The organism is Bacillus sp. BF2-3 (genome assembly GCF_008368795.1).
Lineage (GTDB): Bacteria > Bacillota > Bacilli > Bacillales > Bacillaceae_G > Bacillus_A > Bacillus_A cereus.
The window spans coordinates 70,807-89,672 of the sequence record NZ_QOSA01000016.1 but is presented as its reverse complement, the minus strand read 5'-3'; the positions used below and the strand labels follow the sequence as shown (position 1 = coordinate 89,672).

The window sequence follows — 18,866 nt, the reverse complement described above, 5'->3', positions numbered from 1 at the left end:
TATGAATACACTGCGAGCAGGCATTCATCATATTGAATTTTGGGTAGCAAATTTAGAGGAATCCATTTCTTTTTATAATAAGTTGTTTTCCATAATTGGGTGGAGAAAGTTAAATGAAATAGCATATAGCACAGGAGAAAGTGAAATATACTTTAAAGAAGTAGATGAGGAAATTGTAAGGACGTTAGGGCCTAGACATATTTGTTATCAAGCTATTCATAGAGAAGTAGTTGAGGAAGTAGCAGATTTTCTTTCTAGTACGAAAGTGAAGGTAATACGTGGTCCAATTGAAATGAATCATTATTCGGAAGGTTACTATACGATTGATTTTTACGATCCGAATGGATTTATTGTAGAAGTTGCCTATACACCAAATGCAGAAATGTAAGGGGAATAGATATGAAGATAATTACAGCATGGCAAAACAATATACAAATAGTAAAAAATGCAGTGGATATTAAAGAAATTTCTAAAGGTTTTTCACCTGATAAGAAATATATAATTACGAGTGCGAATAATGATAAATATTTATTGCGGACAGGCGATATAAAAGAGTATGAAAGAAAGAAAATAGAGTTTCAAATTTTAAATGAAATGCAAAATCGTAGTGTGCAAGCACAAAAACCAATTGAAATAGGTTTGTTGGCAGAAGAAGGTTTATGCTATGGCATCTTTTCGTATTTAGAAGGGGAAGATGCGAAGAAGTTATTGCCTACGTATTCACCAAAAGAACAATATGATATTGGTATAGAGGCAGGGAAAGATTTAGCAAAAATGCATACATATGAAGCTCCTAATAATATACTTCCATGGTATGAAAGAGCAATGAAAAAACATAGTAAATATTTAGAGGCATATAAAACATGTGGAATAAACATAAAAAATGATGATAAAATCATAAAGTTTATTGAAGAAAATGAAATATATTTAAAGAACCGCCCAAATCGATTTCAACACGATGATTTTCACTTAGAAAATATAATTGTACGGGATGGAAAATATGTAGGTGTTGTTGATTTTAATGGCTACGATTGGGGCGATCCACTTCATGATTTTGTGAAAATTGCACTGTTTGCAAGGGACATTAGTATTCCGTATTCAATCGGACAAATAGAAGGATACTTTAATAGAAAAATACCAGAGGAATTCTGGAAATTATACACGGTGTACGTTGGTATGACAGTTTTCTCCTCAGTTGTCTGGACATTACGAGCAGCGCCGCATATGTTAGATGATATGTTAGAGCGCCTTACTATAGTTTTAGAGGATCATAATAACTTTGAGTTATCGAAGCCAATTTGGTTTCAATCAGATAAGATTGATATGAAATAGAAAAGGTAGGTGTGATTCGCACCTACCTTTATTTTTTACCATCAAAATACTTATTTAATTTTCTTAAATGTAAGCGGCTGAGTACTTAATGTAGCTGGTACATGTAACTGAAGGGATGGGAATTCACCACTTACATTCATTTCATAAGCGAATAATAAGCTCATTTTCATTTGGAATAAGTCAACTTTTGCAGAGAAGATGTCGTAATGATGATGCCCTAATTGAATATCCATTTCCATAAATTGTACATATAACGAATCATCTCGTTTGTATACTTGTAATGTTCCGTATGCAGGATGTTCAAAAGTACCAGTATAATCCTCTAACTTGTGCGAAGGTGTAGTCCCTTTAATTTGTTCAGGGAGGGATTCAGTTGCTTCTTTCATCATTTCCTTCATTTTTTTAGTATCTTCTACAGCACGTTTATGCCAATCAATGGATTCTAATTCAAGTAGTTCGTCATAAATTTGATTAGCGAGATAAGTAGGAAGTAATGTTCCTCCAGCATTCGTTAAAATGACAAGGCCTATGTTTTCTGTTGGTATGAATGAAACAAGCGCTGAAAATCCATCGATATTACCGCCATGATGAATCACTTTTTTACCACGATAAGCGCTAATAAACCAACCAAGACCGTAACTATTTAATGGAGATTCAGGGAGTGATAAAACCGGTTGGTCTGGAATTGAATTGTGTGGTGTATACATTTGTTGTAATAATTCAGAGGAGATTAATTCATGATCTCCAAATTTTCCTTCATTTAAGTGGAGAAGTACCCAATTTGCCATATCTTCAATTGTGGAATTAATACACCCAGCAGCGCCAACTGTATCGATGTTACGGAATGGAACTGCTTTTATTTCACCGTCATTTTCAATGTAAGGTAAAGCGTAATCATCTGTAGTTTGTGAATCGTTAACAGAGAAGTTTGTATGTCTCATATTTAAAGGTTCTAAAATATGTTCTGTAGTGTATTGCTCCCACGTTTGATTTGTAATGTTTTCAACAATGTAGCTAATTGTTGCATACATTAAATTGTTATATAGAAATGCAGTTCGGAACGGTGCATCAAGTGGTAAATGTTTTATTTTTTCAACGAGATCTTTTCGAGATAAGGAAGAACTGTACCAAAGAGCCTCATGACGACTCACTCCAGTTCGATGAGAAGCTAAATCCCGTCCTGTAACTTGTGAGCTAGCAAGTAGTTCAGATAAAGTAAAGTTAGGTATATAAGACTGGATAGGGGTATCCCAATTAAACTTTTTTTGCTGTGCTAACAAGCTTAATGAAAGTGTGCCAAATGCTTTCGTTGAGGAACCGATTGCGAATCGAGTATTCGGTGTAACAGCCTCTTTTGTTTCTATATTACGATAGCCGAAACCTTCTGAAATAATAACTTCACCGTCTTTTATAACAGCGACAGCAGCACCAGGAACATTTAAATCCTTCATCATTTTTTCAGCCGTTGTTTGTAAAGAAGTCATAACAGGCGTTTCAATTTTAGACATACTTCTAACCTCCAAATATAAATTTTGTTCTACCGCACTATACTTTCGGTAATAGAAAATGAAAACCTTTTTATATTTGGAAAGTTAATAATTTTGTAAGAATTAGCGCAAGAAATTTTATTAATTAGGATTATTAAATTTATCATTTTTCATGTTATGATAAATTGCATATACGATTGAAAGAAGGTTTTCCTACATATGAAACATGCTGAAAATGAATACTTAAATTTATGCCGCCATGTAATGGAACATGGTACGAAGAAAGAAGACCGTACAGGGACAGGCACTGTATCTGTATTTGGATATCAAATGCGTTTTGATCTAAGTAAAGGTTTTCCTTTATTAACAACAAAGAGAGTACCGTTTCGCCTTGTAGCAAGTGAACTGCTTTGGTTTATGAAAGGTGATACAAATATTCGCTATTTATTGCAGCATAATAATAACATTTGGAATGAATGGGCTTTTAAGAGCTGGGTAGAAAGTGATGAGTATACTGGTCCTGACATGACTGATTTTGGTCTTCGCTCACAACAAGATGAAGAATTTAAAGTACAGTACGACGAGCAAATGGAATTGTTTAAAAAGAACGTTTTAGAAGATGATGAGTTCTCAAATAAATATGGTTATTTAGGAGACGTTTACGGTAAACAGTGGCGTGCTTGGAAAACGACAGCTGGTGAGACACTTGATCAATTAAAAGATGTAATTGAAATGATTAAAAAAACACCAGACTCACGTCGTTTAATCGTTTCTGCCTGGAATCCAGAAGATGTACCAAGTATGGCCTTACCGCCTTGTCATACGCTATTCCAGTTTTATGTAGCAGATGGAAAGCTTTCTTGTCAGTTATATCAAAGAAGTGGTGACATATTCCTTGGGATTCCATTTAACATTGCAAGTTACTCACTACTAACACATTTAATTGCACATGAATGCGGACTTGAAGTGGGAGAATTTGTTCATACAATTGGTGATGCACACATTTATACAAATCATTTTGAACAAGTAGAAAAGCAATTGGCACGTGAACCACGTCCATTCCCGAAACTTACATTAAATCCAGATGTGAAATCTGTTTTCGATTTTGAAATGGAAGATTTAACGATTGAAGGATACGATCCGCATCCAGCAATTAAAGCACCGGTTGCAGTATAATTGTAGAGGAGATGAAAAAATGATTGTTTCATTTATGGTCGCTATGGACGAAAATAGAGTAATTGGTAAAGATAATAATTTACCTTGGCGTTTACCGAGTGAATTACAATACGTGAAGAAAACAACGATGGGTCACCCGCTTATTATGGGAAGAAAGAACTATGAAGCGATTGGTAGACCACTGCCTGGAAGACGTAATATTATTGTAACTCGTAATGAAGGGTATCATGTTGAAGGTTGTGAAGTTGTTCATTCTGTAGAAGAAGTGTTTGAACTATGTAAAAATGAAGAAGAGATTTTTATTTTTGGTGGAGCGCAAATTTACGACCTCTTTTTACCTTATGTAGACAAGTTATATATAACAAAAATCCATCATGCATTTGAAGGAGATACATTCTTCCCAGAAATAGATATGACAAATTGGAAAGAGATTTTTGTAGAAAAAGGTTTAACGGATGAAAAAAACCCATATACGTATTATTACCATGTATATGAGAAACAACAATAATAAAAAAGATTGATGTGAGAATTCGCATCAATCTTTTTATTTATATTCACCAATATAAGTTTATAGATGAGATTCGATAGTGCTATAATGATAGGTAGCATGTAAAAATGCTAAAATTTTCAAAAGTACTAATATAGAAAGAGGAGGAGAATCGATTGAGAAAGATATGGGGGATTCTTTTTCTTTGCTTAACATTCATGTTAGTTGGATGTGGTAAAGAAGAAAAACCACAAGAAGCGTTTGATACATATGTAAAAGCGTGGAATAAACAAAAATTTGCAGATATGTATGATCAACTATCAAAAAATGCAAAAAAAGATATTTCAAAGAAAGAGTTTACTGAGAAATATGAAAAAATTTATTCTGGTATCGAAGTGAAAGACTTAAAGGTAGAAACAGGGGAAGTAAAAGAAGATAAAAAAGATGAAGGCCCTGTTCCTTTTAAAGTAAGCATGGATACAGTTGGTGGTAAAATTACATTTGGTCATGAAGCAAAAATGGTGAAAGAAAAAGATGGAGATAAAGAATCTTGGAAAATAGATTGGACTCCTGATTTTATTTTCCCAGGCATGACGAAAGATAGTAAAGTGCGTATGCAGACAACACAGCCAAAACGTGGTGAAATATACGATCGTAATGGAAAAGGTCTTGCAACGAATGGGAAAGCTTCTGAAATCGGATTGATTCCTGAAAAGTTAGGCGATGCTGCTCCGCAAACGAAAGAAACAGTAGCGAAGTTATTAAATATGTCTGTAGAAGAAATTGATCAAAAATTAGCTGCTAAATGGGTAAAACCAGGGTATCTCGTACCAATTGGAATTTTGCCTGAAGGGGCAACACAAAATACGTACATTGATTTACCAGGTGTTTCAACAAAACCTGTAAATGTTCGTACATATCCGTTAGGGGAAGCGGCAGCTCATCTGACTGGTTATATTGGAAAGGTAAATGCTGAAGATTTAAAAACGCTACAAAAGAAAGGCTATCAAGCTGATGACCCAGTTGGTAAAGCTGGTTTAGAGCAAGTATTAGAGGAAAAGCTACGCGGTAAAAAAGGTGGCCGTGTCTTTGTAGAAGATGCGCAAGGAAAAGAAATTAAAAACTTGGCAAAAACAGATGCTGTTGATGGAGAAAATGTAACTTTAACTATTGATAGTGTTGTTCAAGAAAAAACGTATAATGAAATGAAGGGCGAAGCTGGTTCAAGTGCAGCAATTAATCCGAAAAGTGGAGAAACAATTGCACTAGTAAGTAGTCCAGCATATGATCCTAATATAATTGCACGAGGGACATCGAAGGCACAACGCGAAGCTTGGAATAATGATCCGAAAAAACCAATGACAAATCGCTTTACACAATTGTCGGTACCAGGTTCTGTATTTAAACCTATTACAGCTGCAATTGGTCTTGAAACGAAAACAATTAATCCAAAAGAAGAGTTGAAAATTGAAGGATTAAAATGGACAAAAGATTCTTCTTGGGGTAATTACTATGTAACGCGTGTGAAAGATGCAAATCCGATTGATCTTGATAAGGCGATGAAATACTCGGATAATATTTACTTCGCACAAGAAGCTTTGAAAATCGGAAAAGACAAGTTTATGAGTGAAGCAAAAAAATTCGGATTCGATGAGAAACTACCAATTGAATATGGATTCCCTGCTTCTAAAATTGCAAATGACGGCATTAAAAATGATATTCAAATGGCAGATACGGGATATGGACAAGGACAAGTATTAATGACTCCTCTTCATTTAGCTTTAACGTATGCGCCAATTGTAAATGATGGAACGATTCCGTCACCGTATATTATTAAAACAGATAAACAACCAAAAGCTTGGAAAGAAAATGTAATTTCTAAAGGAAATCAGGATATATTAAAAACTGCAATGACGAAAGTAATTAATGATCCAGATGGTACAGGGAAAATTGCTAAAATTGATGGTATGACTCTTGCTGGAAAAACAGGTACAGCGGAATTAAAAGTATCAAAAGAGGCCGAAGGAAAAGAACTAGGTTGGTTCGCTGCATTTGATTTAAATTCGCCAGATATGGTCATTACAATGATGATTGAAGATGTAAAAGGTAGAGGCGGAAGTAATATTCCAGCTGAAAAAGTAAAACATGTATTTCAAAAATAATATGTAATAGAAGGCTATCTCTATAGGTTGTAGAGGTAGCCTTTTTATATGAAAGAGTTTGTAATATCTGTATACTAAATTTTAAGGAAACAAAGTAAATCATTAACTTACGAAAAAAAAGTAGCTATTTTTTATTGACATTGATTAAAACTTTTTATATTATACTTACATAAGGTAAGTTATTAACTTTTAAAAAACAAATCTTGAATTAAAGATAAAGAGAAAAAAGGGAGAGAATACAATGACAAAAGTACTATTTATTACAGCAAATCCAAATTCAGCAGAAGGTTCTTTCGGAATGGCAGTAGGGGAAGCTTTCATCGAAGCTTATAAAAACGAACATCCACAAGACGAAGTTGTAACAATTGATTTATTCAACACTACAGTACCAGCAATTGATGCAGATGTATTTGCTGCTTGGGGTAAATTTGCAGCAGGTGAAGGCTTTGAAGCTTTAACTGAAGTTCAACAACAAAAAGTAGCAGCAATGAACACAAACTTAGAAACATTTATGAATGCAGATCGTTATGTATTCGTAACTCCAATGTGGAACTTTAGCTATCCACCAGTAGTAAAAGCATACTTAGATAACGTAGCAATCGCAGGTAAAACATTCAAATATACTGAAAATGGTCCAGTCGGCTTATTAGAAGGTAAAAAAGCACTTCACATTCAAGCAACAGGTGGCGTATATTCTGAAGGAGCATACGCAGCTGTAGACTTCGGTCGTAATCACTTAAAGACTGTATTAGGATTTGTCGGTGTGAATGATACTGAATATATTGCAGTTGAAGGCATGAATGCAAACCCTGAAAAAGCACAAGAAATTAAAGAAGCAGCAATTGCTAATGCTCGTGAATTAGCAAAACGTTTCTAATATAGAATGCTTAAAAAGTCCGAACACTTGCTGTTTGGACTTTTTTTCTTCTTTTTCCTTCGTTTGTCTAGTATAATGAAGGTCGGAATGATAATAGGTGGGGGTTCTGTATGATTCAAACGTTTTTTAAAATCTTTTATTTAATTTTAATCGTAATTGCGATTACACCGAGAATGTGGCGTCTTAAAAGACAAGTAAATACGATGGCGCCAAAAGAAAAAGATAATGCTGTGTATAAAACGACAAATTGGTTTGGTAAGAAAATGGTACGTGTAGCTGGAGGGGCAGTAGAAGTGAAAGGACTTGAAAATGTTCCGAAAGACAAGCCAGTACTAGTTGTAAGTAATCACCAAAGTAATATGGATATCCCTGTTTTACTAGGTTACTTAAATAAACCAATTGGATTCGTTTCAAAAGCAGAGATTAAAAAGTTCCCAGTTGTACCAACTTGGATGGAACTTATGAATTGTGTATTTATGGATCGTAGCGATCGTCGTCAATCTCTTCAAGCGATTAAAGATGGAATTGAACTATTAAAGAATGGACATTCTATCGTAATTTTCCCTGAAGGAACGAGAAGTAAGGGTGGCGAAGTTGGAGAGTTTAAGGCTGGTAGTTTTCATCTGGCAGTAAAGTCAGATGTAGCAATTTTACCTGTAACGTTAGATGGTACATATAAGATGTTTGAAGCGAATGGAAATCGTATGAAGCCAGCTCATGCAACAGTAACAATTTCTAAGCCGATTACACCTGAAGATTATGCGAATATGGATATTAAAGAATTAACGAAGCATACACAGGAAGTTATCGCATCACAATTACATAAGTAATAAAAAAGGATTCAGCTTATAGTAAGCTGAATCCTTTTTTATTATGCTGTAGGTAAGACATAAAAATGAACGAAGCATACACAGGAAGTTATCGCATCACAATTACATAAGTAATAAAAAAGGATTCAGCTAGCTGAATCCTTTTTTATTATGCTGTAGGTAAGACATAAAAGAGTACACAGAAGAACATCATCGCACTACCACCTAAAACGAACAGGTGCCATATGGCATGGTTGAAAGGTAGCTTTTCCCAAAGGAAGAATATAGCTCCGACAGAATATAAAATTCCACCTGCTAAAAGTAGTGAAAAACCATGTCCAGTTAGATTTTCATAAAGTGGTTTAATGGCAACGATTATGAGCCAACCCATAATGATGTAACATAAAGTTGAAGCCTTTATAAAGCGACGTACAAAGAAAATTTTGAAGACGATACCTCCGATTGCTAGTGTCCATATTATAGCAAGCAACGTCCATCCTAATGGGCCACGAAGTGTAATAAGTAGAAAAGGAGTATACGTGCCAGCAATCAATAAGTAAATGGCTGAATGATCTAAAATAGTAAATATTTTTTCTACTTTAGGATGATGAATGCTATGTAGCAATGTTGAAAACAAGTACAGTAAGAACATGCTTACACCATAAACAGTAAATGCAACTACAGCTGATGCGGTACCGTGCTTAGAAGCATGAATAATCAATATGATTAAGGCAGGGATGCTTAAAATGGCACCGATACCATGTGTAATTGCATTTGCAATTTCTTCTTTTACAAATTGGGTCATTCGTGTCATTTTTTCAGTCATAATGCAAATCCTTTCTACTATCATAAAATAATATGTCATTTCCCTTACCATATCATACACAAGAGCAATAGAAAATGAAATTTGTATAATTGATTATATTTTTGAATTTTTTTGACAAAAGACAATGGATTTGTTGACGTTTTCAAACTTTTTTGACAAAATAAAATTATGTAATAGTAGGACAAGGAAACTACTAATAAAGGGGATGGGGAAATGTTTTCAAATATTGGCTTTCCAGGGTTAATTTTAATTTTAGTAGCAGTACTCATTTTATTTGGACCTAAAAAATTGCCGGAAATCGGGAAGGCTTTAGGGGAAACGTTAAAAGAGTTTAAAAAATCAACGAAAGAATTGACAGATGACGCATTTCAAGAAAAGGAAAAGAAAGAAAAAATGTAGTGTATTTTCCTTGTAATGGATAAATAAAGTGTGGTGAACGAGATGGAAAATCGGGAAATGAGCGTAGTAGAACATATTGTTGAGCTTCGAAAAAGAGTAATATATACGGTGTTATCCTTTGTACTATTTTTAATTATTGGATTTACTTTTACAAAGGATATTTATTTTTGGCTTGTAAAAGATTTACCAATGAAATTAACTGTTCTCGGTCCAAGTGATGTATTGTGGATTTTTTTCTCGATTGCTACAGTATTTGCTATCGTTTGTACAATTCCTTTTGCTGCTATACAAATTTGGTTATTTGTAAAACCGGGTTTACATCCAAATGAACAAAAGATGACAATAATGTATATACCGGTATTGTCTATATTATTTATTGCAGGTTTATGTTTTGGATACTTTATTGTAATGCCGTTTCTATTTCACTTTTTAACTACGATAGGTAATGAAATGTTTAATACGATGTTTACGACAGAAAAGTATTTTCATTTTGTACTTAATTTAACAGTTCCATTTGCTGTGATTTTTGAATTGCCAGTCGTTGTAATGTTTTTAACTAGTATTGGAATACTTACGGCGGAATTTTTAATAAAAATAAGAAGGTATGCTTACGTAGCATTAATTATCATTGCATCTTGTATATCACCGCCAGACTTTTTATCTCATAGTTTAGTTGCAGTGCCGCTTATTTGTATTTATGAAGTAAGTATTGCGTTATCAAAGGTTGTTAGTAAGAGGAAAAAGAAAAGAGAAGAAATGCAGTCGAAAAGTGCCTCGTTATAAAGGCACTTTTTTATTTATTTGTTATACTATAGCTATAAACGTATACAATATATAGAAGAAAAAAATTATAGAATCTCCAAAATTTAGACAAACTTTGCGCTTTTATAAGCTTATACTAAATGTATTAAACAATTGATGGATAATGAGATTCCCGTCTCAGAGATATTTAGGACGGAAAGGTGAATTAGGTGGAGATGAATAGAGTATAAATCTTCTAGCCATAAGGACTACAGAAATCATATAAGTCTGATTTTACTCCACTTTAAACAACGTGTTACAGCGCAAAGTAGAGGAAGTTCAAAAATCCAATGAAAAAGAGGATTGATATTGTGATTACGAAAAGTTTTTATTTCACTCATTCAACAGGGGATTGCATTAAAATATTCGAAATCCCTGTCCTACAGGCACAGCATCCATTATCGTTTCTAATTCAGTCTCGTCTTCAATTATTTATTGCAAAAATTCAAAAACAAAAACACCCAAGATTTTCGTATTCTTTCCGTGAATATTTACAAAATTGTTTGAAGTGGAATGATTATTTAAATGTATATAAAACAAATACCCTTGAAAAAAATGCATGATACGAAGTACGGACAGGGTTAGTAAACTCTGTCTTTTTCATTTTAGATATGAAAATATAATTAATTTGATGAAATTTCGTTCCAAATTGTTGAAAGCAATGGGAATACTAGTATAATAACAAGGAGAGCGTATTGGAAAGGGAAGAAGTATAGTATGCAAAAAATTAAAATAGTAACAGATTCAACGGCAGATTTATCACAAGACGTAATCGAAAAGTATGACATTCATGTTTTACCATTATCAATCTCTGTAAATGGACAAACATATTTAGATCGCGTTGATTTACAACCTGACGAATTTATTGAAGAAATGATTAAATCAGAGGAATTACCAAAAACATCACAACCAGCTATGGGTACATTTGTAGAAATGTATGACAAGCTAGGGGAAGATGGAAGCGAAGTCCTTTCTATCCATATGACAAGTGGAATGAGCGGTACTGTAGCAACTGCAAATAGCGCTGCATCAATGACTGATACAAAAGTAACAGTTGTTGATTCTCAATTTATTACACATGCTTTAGCATATCAAGTAATTGAAGCTGCAAAAATGGCAAATGACGGACGCTCACTAGAAGAAATTTTAAAACGTGTAGATGAAGTAAGAAAGAATACTCGTTTATATGTAGTAGTGGATACATTAGAAAACTTAGTGAAGGGTGGACGTATCGGTAAAGGAAAAGCGTTTATCGGTTCTCTACTTAATATAAAGCCAATTGCTAGTCTTGAAGACGGTGTTTATAATCCTGTAACGAAAGTTCGTAGCCAAGGCCAAATTGTAAAAACATTAGCTAAGTTATTTGAGCAAGATACGGCTGGAAAAGTCGTAAAAGCTGTTGCAATTCCGCATGCGAAAGCAATTCCTTTAGCTGAAAGTATGAAAGCGGCGGTTGAAAAAGTAAGTGGATTTGCTCAATCAGAAATTTTCTATACAACGCCTATTATTAGTACTCATACAGGTCCGGGCGCAATCGGATTTATGTATTTAGCAGAGTAATAAAAAAGCTACTTGAAAATATATTTCAAGTAGCTTTTTTATGTAAATAGAAAGTAAGAAATAAGAAGAGCTACACAGGCACTACCGCTAATGATATAGCGAGTCTGTAAATATTCATTCATAGAAAACACCCTTTATCCCGCTATTTGTGGACAGTAAAACTCTCTACCTCAAGTTTAGCTGGAGCAAAGAGGTTAGGTAGCGGGCTGCCCGTAAAAGCTTGATTGGTGAAGGCAAATAATCAGTGGGGATGAAGAAAACCCACTAATTAAAGTTTCACTATAGGATTTTCTATATTATATGTTGGATATAGAAAATCAGTCATTACGTTACACATGTAAAGTTTCAATTTTTTCGTTTATTTGCTTATTATTTGTTGCGTTACTATAAATAAAAGTTTGACCTAAAAAGAGTACATGCAGTTGTTCCCACGGTAACATGCGCAAATTCCAATTATTTCGAAGTCTAGTTATTGCTTCACGAGGTGTTTCATCGGCGAGTGCAAAAGCTCCGTAATGCATTGGTATAAAATGCGTAGCATTTAAATCTAAATAAGCTTGCACGGCCTCTTCAGGTGAAACATGAGATACTTTCATAAACCATTCTGGTTCATAAGCGCCAATGGGCATAAGAGCAATATCAATTAAAAAGCGTTCACCAATTTCTTTGAAACCTTGGAAATAGCCACTGTCACCACAAAAATATATGGTTTCCATAGTCGTTTCATTATCAATAATCCATCCACCCCAGTGAGACGTATTCATATCAAATAAGAATCTTCTCGTCCAGTGCTGAGCGGGTACGAAGTGAAAAGAAACTTCGTTAATTATCGTACTTTCCCACCATTTATACTCTTCTACATGTTTAAATTTCTTACGAGTAAATAATTTTTTTAATCCAATAGGTACAAGATATAGAACATCATCATTCAACTGGCGAAGAGTTGAAAAATCTAAATGATCATAATGACCATGTGAAATAAGGACAATATCAATTTTAGGTAGTGCTTCTATAGAGAGTCCAGGTTCTGTAAGTCTTGGAACTAGCTTTAATTTATTAGTCCATACTGGATCTGTTAATATATTAAGTCCATTCGTTTGGATAAGAAAAGTGGAATGCCCAATCCATGTGATAGTCGTTTTTTCAACATTACTTTGCAAAAATGCACTTTGTTTAACGGGTGATTGTTCTACTAAGAAAGAAAAATCTTTTTTGTTTTGCTTTCGTTCTTTACGCCAGCGTAAAAAAGAGCGAATTGATTTTTTGGTACTAACATTATCCATATTTTCATAGCGCTTTGCCATGAACATCACCTCATTTAAAATCGTTGTATTTGTATTGTACCGAAATGTTGTTAAGGAATACAGTGTAAAACATGGATTAATGTTTAAGGAATTGTTAAAAAATAGGGAGAGGTATTTACAAAAGTAACAATAAAATTAGTTTTATCACTTTTATTTAGAGAAAGAATAGTAAAAAAATATATTTTGTCTAGTAATTCGCTTGAAATAAAAAAGTAACATACGTAAATTCGTACGATTTCGTGAACAAATGTAGTAAACAATTTTCTCGTAGTGTTAACTTTTGTTATTATAAACATAACCTATTTAAATTTAGGATAGAGAAAAGAGGTTTATAAATGAAGCGTTATCAAAAAATAATTGGTCTTATGGTTGTATTTTGTCTCTTTGTACTTGCTGGATGTAGTGAATCAGGTTCAAAGCTTCGTAAACCATTAAATTGGGATTTAGAAACCTTCCAATTTACCAATCAAGATGGAAAGAAATTTGGTACAAAAGATTTAAAAGGGAAAGTTTGGGTTGCAGATTTTATGTTCACAAATTGTCAGACAGTTTGTCCACCAATGACTGCAAATATGGCCAAGCTTCAAAAGATGGCAAAAGAAGAGAAATTAGACGTTCAGTTTGTTTCATTTAGTGTAGATCCAGACCTTGATAAGCCAGAAAATCTGAAAGCTTTTATTCAAAAGTTTACAGAGGATACTAGTAACTGGAATTTATTAACGGGGTATTCGTTAGAAGATATTACAAAGTTTTCAAAAGATAATTTCCAATCACTTGTAGATAAGCCGGAGAACGGTCAGGTCATGCATGGTACATCATTTTATTTAATTGATCAAAACGGAAAAGTAATGAAAAAGTATAGTGGCATTAGTAATACGCCATACGAAGACATTATACGTGATATGAAGCGATTAGTGGGTTGAAAATAAGGGTGCATAGCACCCTTATTTTTTTGCATTAGTCTATCGATAAAATGTCATGTTGCTGGGGAAGTTTCGGCGCCCGAATTTCTAATACGCCGTTTTGATAAGAAGCTTTTGCCGCTTTTTTATTAATTGAATACGGCAATTTAATCAATCTTGATGCTTCTGAAATGGAACGTTCTCGGCGATAATAGTTATGGGATGTTTGTTCTTCTTCCTCTTCAAGTATCTCTTCTTTTACAGAGACTTTTAAGTATTCACTTTGTATTTCAATTTGGATTTGTTCTTTTTGTATACCTGGTAGTTCAGCTGTAACAACGAGTTCTTCACCAACTTCATATAAATCTACAGGGAATGTTAATAAACGGTTTCCTTTTTGGAAAAAATGATTTAAATCAGCGATTACATTGCGAAGAGGTGTTTGCTCGAAGAAATCATCAATTTGCTTTAAGTAATTACGAACCGGTGGGCGAGAAGAATCTTTTTTTTCTTCACTCATGGTATTCCCTCCTAGAAATCAATTTGCAATATCATATGACAAAAGCGGAGAAAGGTGAGTGCCTAGTTTTCATGTTTTCATAAAAAATTGTTAAAAATGTGAAATGGAGTGATTTTTTTATAGTTTTTGGTCGCCATATTCAGTTGATTATGCTAGTATAAATAGGGTTGATATAGTAGTATAGAGACAGAATGAAAACTGAAAGAGGGTAAGAAGTATGTGTGGTTTTGTAGGATGTTTATGTGAAAACCCTAGAGAGTTTTCAGAAACAGAAAAACATCAATTTGAAAATATGAACACGATGATTTTCCACCGTGGTCCAGATGACGAAGGATATTTTCGTGATGAACATGTACAATTTGGCTTCCGCCGTTTAAGCATCATTGACTTAGAGGCAGGACATCAGCCGCTAACTTATGAAAATGATCGATATGTAATTATTTTTAATGGTGAAATTTACAACTATGTAGAATTACGTGAAATGTTACTTGAAAAAGGTGCAACGTTTGCAACGCAATCTGATACAGAAGTTATCATTGCATTGTATGCACATATGAAAGAAAAATGTGTAGATTACCTTCGTGGTATGTTTGCATTTATGATTTGGGATCGTGAAGAAAAGAAACTTTTCGGTGCACGTGATCACTTCGGTATTAAACCTTTATACATCGCACAACAAGGTGATACTACATTCTTCGCATCTGAGAAGAAAAGTATTATGCATGTGATGGAAGATAAAGGCGTTAATCCAACGTCACTACAACATTACTTTACGTACCAATATGGTCCAGAGCCAGAAACTTTAACAATTGATGTTAATAAAATCGAGCCTGGTCATTATTTCGTAAAAGAAATCGGTAAAGAGATGGAAATCCATCGCTACTGGAAACCTTATTTCAACGCTTCAAGTGCAACGAAAGAGGAGCATATCCAAGCAATTCGTGATGTGTTATATGATTCAGTAAAAGTGCATATGCGTAGTGATGTACCAGTAGGTTCATTCTTATCTGGTGGTATCGATTCATCTATCATCGCTTCTATCGCAAGAGAAATGAATCCAAATCTTTTAACATTCTCTGTTGGTTTTGAGCAACGTGGTTTCAGTGAAGTTGATGTTGCGAAAGAAACTGCTGAGAAATTAGGCGTTAAAAACCATAACGTATTCATTTCAGCGAAAGAATTTATGGATGAGTTCCCAAAAATCATTTGGCATATGGATGATCCTTTAGCTGATCCAGCAGCTGTACCATTGTACTTCGTTGCGAAAGAAGCACGTAAACATGTAACAGTTGTTCTTTCTGGTGAAGGCGCAGACGAGCTATTTGGTGGTTATAACATTTACCGTGAGCCAAACTCACTAAAAATGTTCTCTTACATCCCTAGTCCAGGTAAGAGCGTTCTAAAAGCATTAAGTGGTGCTCTTAAAGAAGGATTTAAAGGTAAGAGCTTCCTAGAGCGTGGATGTACACCAATTGAAGAGCGTTACTATGGAAATGCTAAAATCTTCCGTGAAGAAGAAAAAGCTGAATTAATGAAGTATTACAATGAAAGTGTTAACTATATGGATATCACGAAACCATTGTATAACGAGATTAAAGATTATGATGATGTAAGTAAAATGCAGTACATTGACATGTTCACATGGTTACGCGGTGACATTTTATTAAAAGCTGATAAAATGACAATGGCAAACTCATTAGAACTTCGTGTACCGTTCTTAGATAAAGAAGTATTCGATGTTGCATCTAAAATTCCAACTGAATTTAAGATTGCTAACGGAACTACGAAAGCTATTTTACGTGAAGCAGCACGCGGAATCGTTCCAGATCACGTATTAGATCGTAAAAAACTTGGATTCCCAGTACCAATTCGTCACTGGTTAAAAGACGAAATGCATGATTGGGCTATAAATATTATAAACGAAAGTAAGACAGAGCATTTAATCGACAAACAGTATGTATTAAACTTACTGGAAGCACATTGTGCAGATAAAGGCGATTATAGCCGTAAAATTTGGACTGTACTTGCGTTTATGGTATGGCACCAAATTTATGTTGAGCATAAATACGATACGAATAAGTTCCATGAAGAAACAAAACGTGCGTATAGCTTAGTTTAATTAGAAAAACCTTAAGATCGCATACGGTCTTAAGGTTTTTTTCATAAATAGGAAGTATTATTGATACAATAATAGTAAAAGGATGGACAACATATGATTACGTTTGAGAAAGTTACTGTAGAAAATGAAAGCGTTGTTAAAGAAATGTTTAAATCGCATAGTTTAGGTGAGAAAAAGGTACAGTACTGTGTGAAAGTTGATGATACATATATTGGTGTAATAGATTATAGTGTACAAGAGGAACGGGCTGTTTTATCACAGCTAATTATTCATTTTGATTACCAAGGTTACGGTTATGGTACAAATACGTATTTTACATTTGAAGAAATGATGAAACAAAGAAATGTGAAAGAAATAAAAGTGCTACAAGAGAAATTAACAGAAAAGGCGAAGTCTTTCATAGAGAGTTTTGGTTTTACTTCAGAAGAAGAAGAGTATGTAAAGAAAATATAACGATGATTATTTATGCGATACAATAAATATAAGGCAGGTGGATGTATGACGATGACTTCTGGTCTTGTATTAATTGGAGGGTGCTTTATAGTAGCAGAATTATGTCATATAATCATTCGGAAAAGAATGATTAAGAAAAAAAAGCCGTATGAATTACAATACGTCCCTGTCTTTTTCATTATGTTTTGCATGCTTAGTACATTACAAAATCTAATAAACTTTCCACCACTTGTAAATGTTTTTTTAAAGTTCGGTTTACTTTATAGTGGTGTTGGAATAGCACTTTTATTTATTTTATTTTGCATACGTTATGTTCACTATCAATCGTATATATTTATTTTAAATTGGTTAAAGCAAGATGATAGAAACCGCCTTACATAAGGCGGTTTTTTTATTTGCAATTGTAACAGAATTTGTACATTTCACATAAAATAGGACGAGTAGAAATGCAAACATATTACAAGAAGGGGCGAGGCAATAAAATGAAACTTGTTATAGACGCAGGGCACGGTGGATATGATTCTGGTGCTGTTGGTAATGGTTTAGTAGAAAAAAACTTAACACTTCAAATTGCTAGACGCGTTCGAGACATTTTAACGGTAAATTACCCAATTACAATTAAAATGACACGTGATAGTGATGTGTTTATTTCTTTATCTGAACGTGCTAATATTGCTAATGCTTTCAGTGCGGATTATTTTATTTCATTTCATATTAATAGCGGCGGGGGTACAGGTTTTGAAAGTTATATTTATAATGCGTTATCCAATAGCAGCACTGCATATGCAAAGCAACAAAAAATGCATACAGCTGTCAATCCTGTATTAACAAAATATGGTCTTCGTGATCGAGGAGCAAAAAAAGAAAATTATGCGGTATTAAGAGAAACCGCAATGGATGCAATTTTAACTGAGACTGCTTTTATTGATACAGCTTTTGATGCAAATTTATTAAAAAATCCACAATTTATTGAAGATCTAAGTCAAGCGTATGCAAATGGAATAGCAGCTATTTTTGGAGTAGCTCCAAATCCACAACCTCCTAACCCACAACCGGTACCTCAAACGAAGGGAATCGCTTATGTTCTTGGGAAAAATGTAAATTTAAGAAATGGTCCATCAACTTCTTCCTCAGTTATTCGTCAATTAAATTCTCCAGAATCTTACGTTGTATATCAAGAAAGTAACGGATGGCTAGATTTGGGGAATGGACAATGGGTGTATAATGATTCTTCTTACATTAATTTTGTAAAGACAAGCAATAGTGATGGAAGCCCGATTGGGGTTGCATATATACAAGGGATGAATGTAAATTTAAGAAGTGGTCCATCAACTACATCTGCAGTTATCCGCCAATTAAATTCTCCAGAATCTTATTTAGTATATATAAATGAAAATGGTTGGTTAAACCTTGGTGGAAATCAGTGGGTATATAATGACCCAGCGTATATTAAGTATACTCAATATTAGGAATTGAAATGATAGTGCAATATGGATGCGTATCCTTGTTATGTATAACAAGGATACGCATTTTAATAACAACATTTTTTTCATACTTATACACTATGTTTTAAAAAGAAACATTAGAAAAGCGGATAGAATCTAAATAGTATATATTAAAAAAGTTTTCTGATATACATTGACAATGTATGT

General features: G+C 33.9%; 20 protein-coding genes. 16 read left to right on the top strand and 4 right to left on the bottom strand.

Translation table 11 applies throughout. From position 1 onward, the window contains the following. The first annotated feature begins 1 nt into the window (after position 1). Entirely contained in the window at positions 2–388 is a 387-nt protein-coding gene (locus DN401_RS13105) for a VOC family protein (protein WP_001094664.1), read from the top strand. Between the two features lie 11 nt (positions 389–399). Further along, positions 400–1,332, top strand: a complete 933-nt coding sequence (locus tag DN401_RS13100) for an aminoglycoside phosphotransferase family protein (RefSeq protein WP_000692086.1) — start codon at positions 400–402, stop codon at positions 1,330–1,332. Positions 1,333–1,382: 50 nt separating this feature from the next. On the opposite strand, the gene DN401_RS13095 is transcribed toward DN401_RS13100, so the two are convergent. Beyond that, positions 1,383–2,840 (bottom strand): serine hydrolase, encoded by a 1,458-nt coding sequence (locus DN401_RS13095; RefSeq protein WP_000034322.1) that lies wholly within the window; start codon positions 2,838–2,840, stop codon positions 1,383–1,385. Positions 2,841–3,038: 198 nt separating this feature from the next. Here DN401_RS13095 and DN401_RS13090 point away from each other — a divergent pair, with 198 nt between their 5' ends. The 5 genes from DN401_RS13090 (at position 3,039) to DN401_RS13070 (ending at position 8,351) form a co-directional block, all read left to right on the top strand. After that, positions 3,039–3,995: a thymidylate synthase gene (locus tag DN401_RS13090; protein ID WP_000679609.1), complete on the top strand. Its 957-nt coding sequence runs from the start codon at positions 3,039–3,041 to the stop codon at positions 3,993–3,995. 19 nt (positions 3,996–4,014) lie between these two features. Then, positions 4,015–4,503, top strand: a complete 489-nt coding sequence (locus tag DN401_RS13085) for a dihydrofolate reductase (RefSeq protein ID WP_000637205.1) — start codon at positions 4,015–4,017, stop codon at positions 4,501–4,503. A 155-nt stretch (positions 4,504–4,658) separates the two neighbouring features. Further along, a complete protein-coding gene (gene pbpC / locus DN401_RS13080) occupies positions 4,659–6,644 on the top strand; it encodes a penicillin-binding protein 3 (protein ID WP_001227241.1) in 1,986 nt (661 codons plus the stop codon). Between the two features lie 241 nt (positions 6,645–6,885). Beyond that, a complete protein-coding gene (locus tag DN401_RS13075) occupies positions 6,886–7,521 on the top strand; it encodes an FMN-dependent NADH-azoreductase (RefSeq protein WP_000170025.1) in 636 nt (211 codons plus the stop codon). A gap of 110 nt (positions 7,522–7,631) precedes the next feature. Then, a complete protein-coding gene (locus DN401_RS13070) occupies positions 7,632–8,351 on the top strand; it encodes a lysophospholipid acyltransferase family protein (RefSeq protein WP_149287728.1) in 720 nt (239 codons plus the stop codon). Positions 8,352–8,499: 148 nt separating this feature from the next. Here DN401_RS13070 and trhA read toward each other — a convergent pair whose 3' ends face one another. Next, positions 8,500–9,156 carry a PAQR family membrane homeostasis protein TrhA gene (trhA, locus tag DN401_RS13065; RefSeq protein ID WP_000136889.1) on the bottom strand — a complete coding sequence of 219 codons (657 nt, stop codon included), beginning with the start codon at positions 9,154–9,156 and terminating at the stop codon, positions 8,500–8,502. Positions 9,157–9,369: 213 nt separating this feature from the next. Between trhA and DN401_RS13060 the strand changes: the two genes are divergently transcribed. The 4 genes from DN401_RS13060 to DN401_RS13045 all read left to right on the top strand — a co-directional run bounded on the left by DN401_RS13060 (position 9,370) and on the right by DN401_RS13045 (position 11,916). Continuing rightward, positions 9,370–9,555: a twin-arginine translocase TatA/TatE family subunit gene (locus tag DN401_RS13060; RefSeq protein ID WP_000492443.1), complete on the top strand. Its 186-nt coding sequence runs from the start codon at positions 9,370–9,372 to the stop codon at positions 9,553–9,555. Positions 9,556–9,597: 42 nt separating this feature from the next. Then, complete coding sequence (gene tatC / locus DN401_RS13055) at positions 9,598–10,338, top strand: twin-arginine translocase subunit TatC (RefSeq protein ID WP_000431523.1); 741 nt, start codon at positions 9,598–9,600, stop codon at positions 10,336–10,338. 329 nt (positions 10,339–10,667) lie between these two features. Next, positions 10,668–10,919 carry a DUF2535 family protein gene (locus tag DN401_RS13050; RefSeq protein ID WP_000629012.1) on the top strand — a complete coding sequence of 84 codons (252 nt, stop codon included), beginning with the start codon at positions 10,668–10,670 and terminating at the stop codon, positions 10,917–10,919. A 154-nt stretch (positions 10,920–11,073) separates the two neighbouring features. After that, complete coding sequence (locus tag DN401_RS13045) at positions 11,074–11,916, top strand: DegV family protein (protein ID WP_001169470.1); 843 nt, start codon at positions 11,074–11,076, stop codon at positions 11,914–11,916. Positions 11,917–12,245: 329 nt separating this feature from the next. Here the strand turns inward: DN401_RS13045 and DN401_RS13040 are convergent, their stop codons facing one another. Next, positions 12,246–13,220, bottom strand: a complete 975-nt coding sequence (locus DN401_RS13040) for an MBL fold metallo-hydrolase (protein WP_149287727.1) — start codon at positions 13,218–13,220, stop codon at positions 12,246–12,248. 335 nt (positions 13,221–13,555) lie between these two features. Here DN401_RS13040 and DN401_RS13035 point away from each other — a divergent pair, with 335 nt between their 5' ends. After that, on the top strand, positions 13,556–14,143 hold the full coding sequence (locus tag DN401_RS13035) for an SCO family protein (protein WP_000833331.1): 588 nt from the start codon (positions 13,556–13,558) through the stop codon (positions 14,141–14,143). A 34-nt stretch (positions 14,144–14,177) separates the two neighbouring features. On the opposite strand, the gene DN401_RS13030 is transcribed toward DN401_RS13035, so the two are convergent. Beyond that, the gene (locus tag DN401_RS13030) at positions 14,178–14,642 is read right to left on the bottom strand and encodes an Hsp20/alpha crystallin family protein (RefSeq protein WP_001288085.1); all 465 of its coding nucleotides are present in this window, start codon (positions 14,640–14,642) and stop codon (positions 14,178–14,180) included. Positions 14,643–14,859: 217 nt separating this feature from the next. Here DN401_RS13030 and asnB point away from each other — a divergent pair, with 217 nt between their 5' ends. The 4 genes from asnB to DN401_RS13010 all read left to right on the top strand — a co-directional run bounded on the left by asnB (position 14,860) and on the right by DN401_RS13010 (position 18,683). Continuing rightward, positions 14,860–16,761: an asparagine synthase (glutamine-hydrolyzing) gene (gene asnB / locus DN401_RS13025; RefSeq protein ID WP_000333816.1), complete on the top strand. Its 1,902-nt coding sequence runs from the start codon at positions 14,860–14,862 to the stop codon at positions 16,759–16,761. 93 nt (positions 16,762–16,854) lie between these two features. Further along, the gene (locus tag DN401_RS13020) at positions 16,855–17,214 is read left to right on the top strand and encodes a GNAT family N-acetyltransferase (RefSeq protein ID WP_000627524.1); all 360 of its coding nucleotides are present in this window, start codon (positions 16,855–16,857) and stop codon (positions 17,212–17,214) included. Between the two features lie 51 nt (positions 17,215–17,265). Beyond that, a complete protein-coding gene (locus DN401_RS13015) occupies positions 17,266–17,595 on the top strand; it encodes a hypothetical protein (protein ID WP_000200455.1) in 330 nt (109 codons plus the stop codon). A gap of 101 nt (positions 17,596–17,696) precedes the next feature. Next, a complete protein-coding gene (locus tag DN401_RS13010; RefSeq protein WP_000779891.1) occupies positions 17,697–18,683 on the top strand; it encodes an N-acetylmuramoyl-L-alanine amidase in 987 nt (328 codons plus the stop codon). The last annotated feature ends 183 nt before the right edge of the window (positions 18,684–18,866 follow it).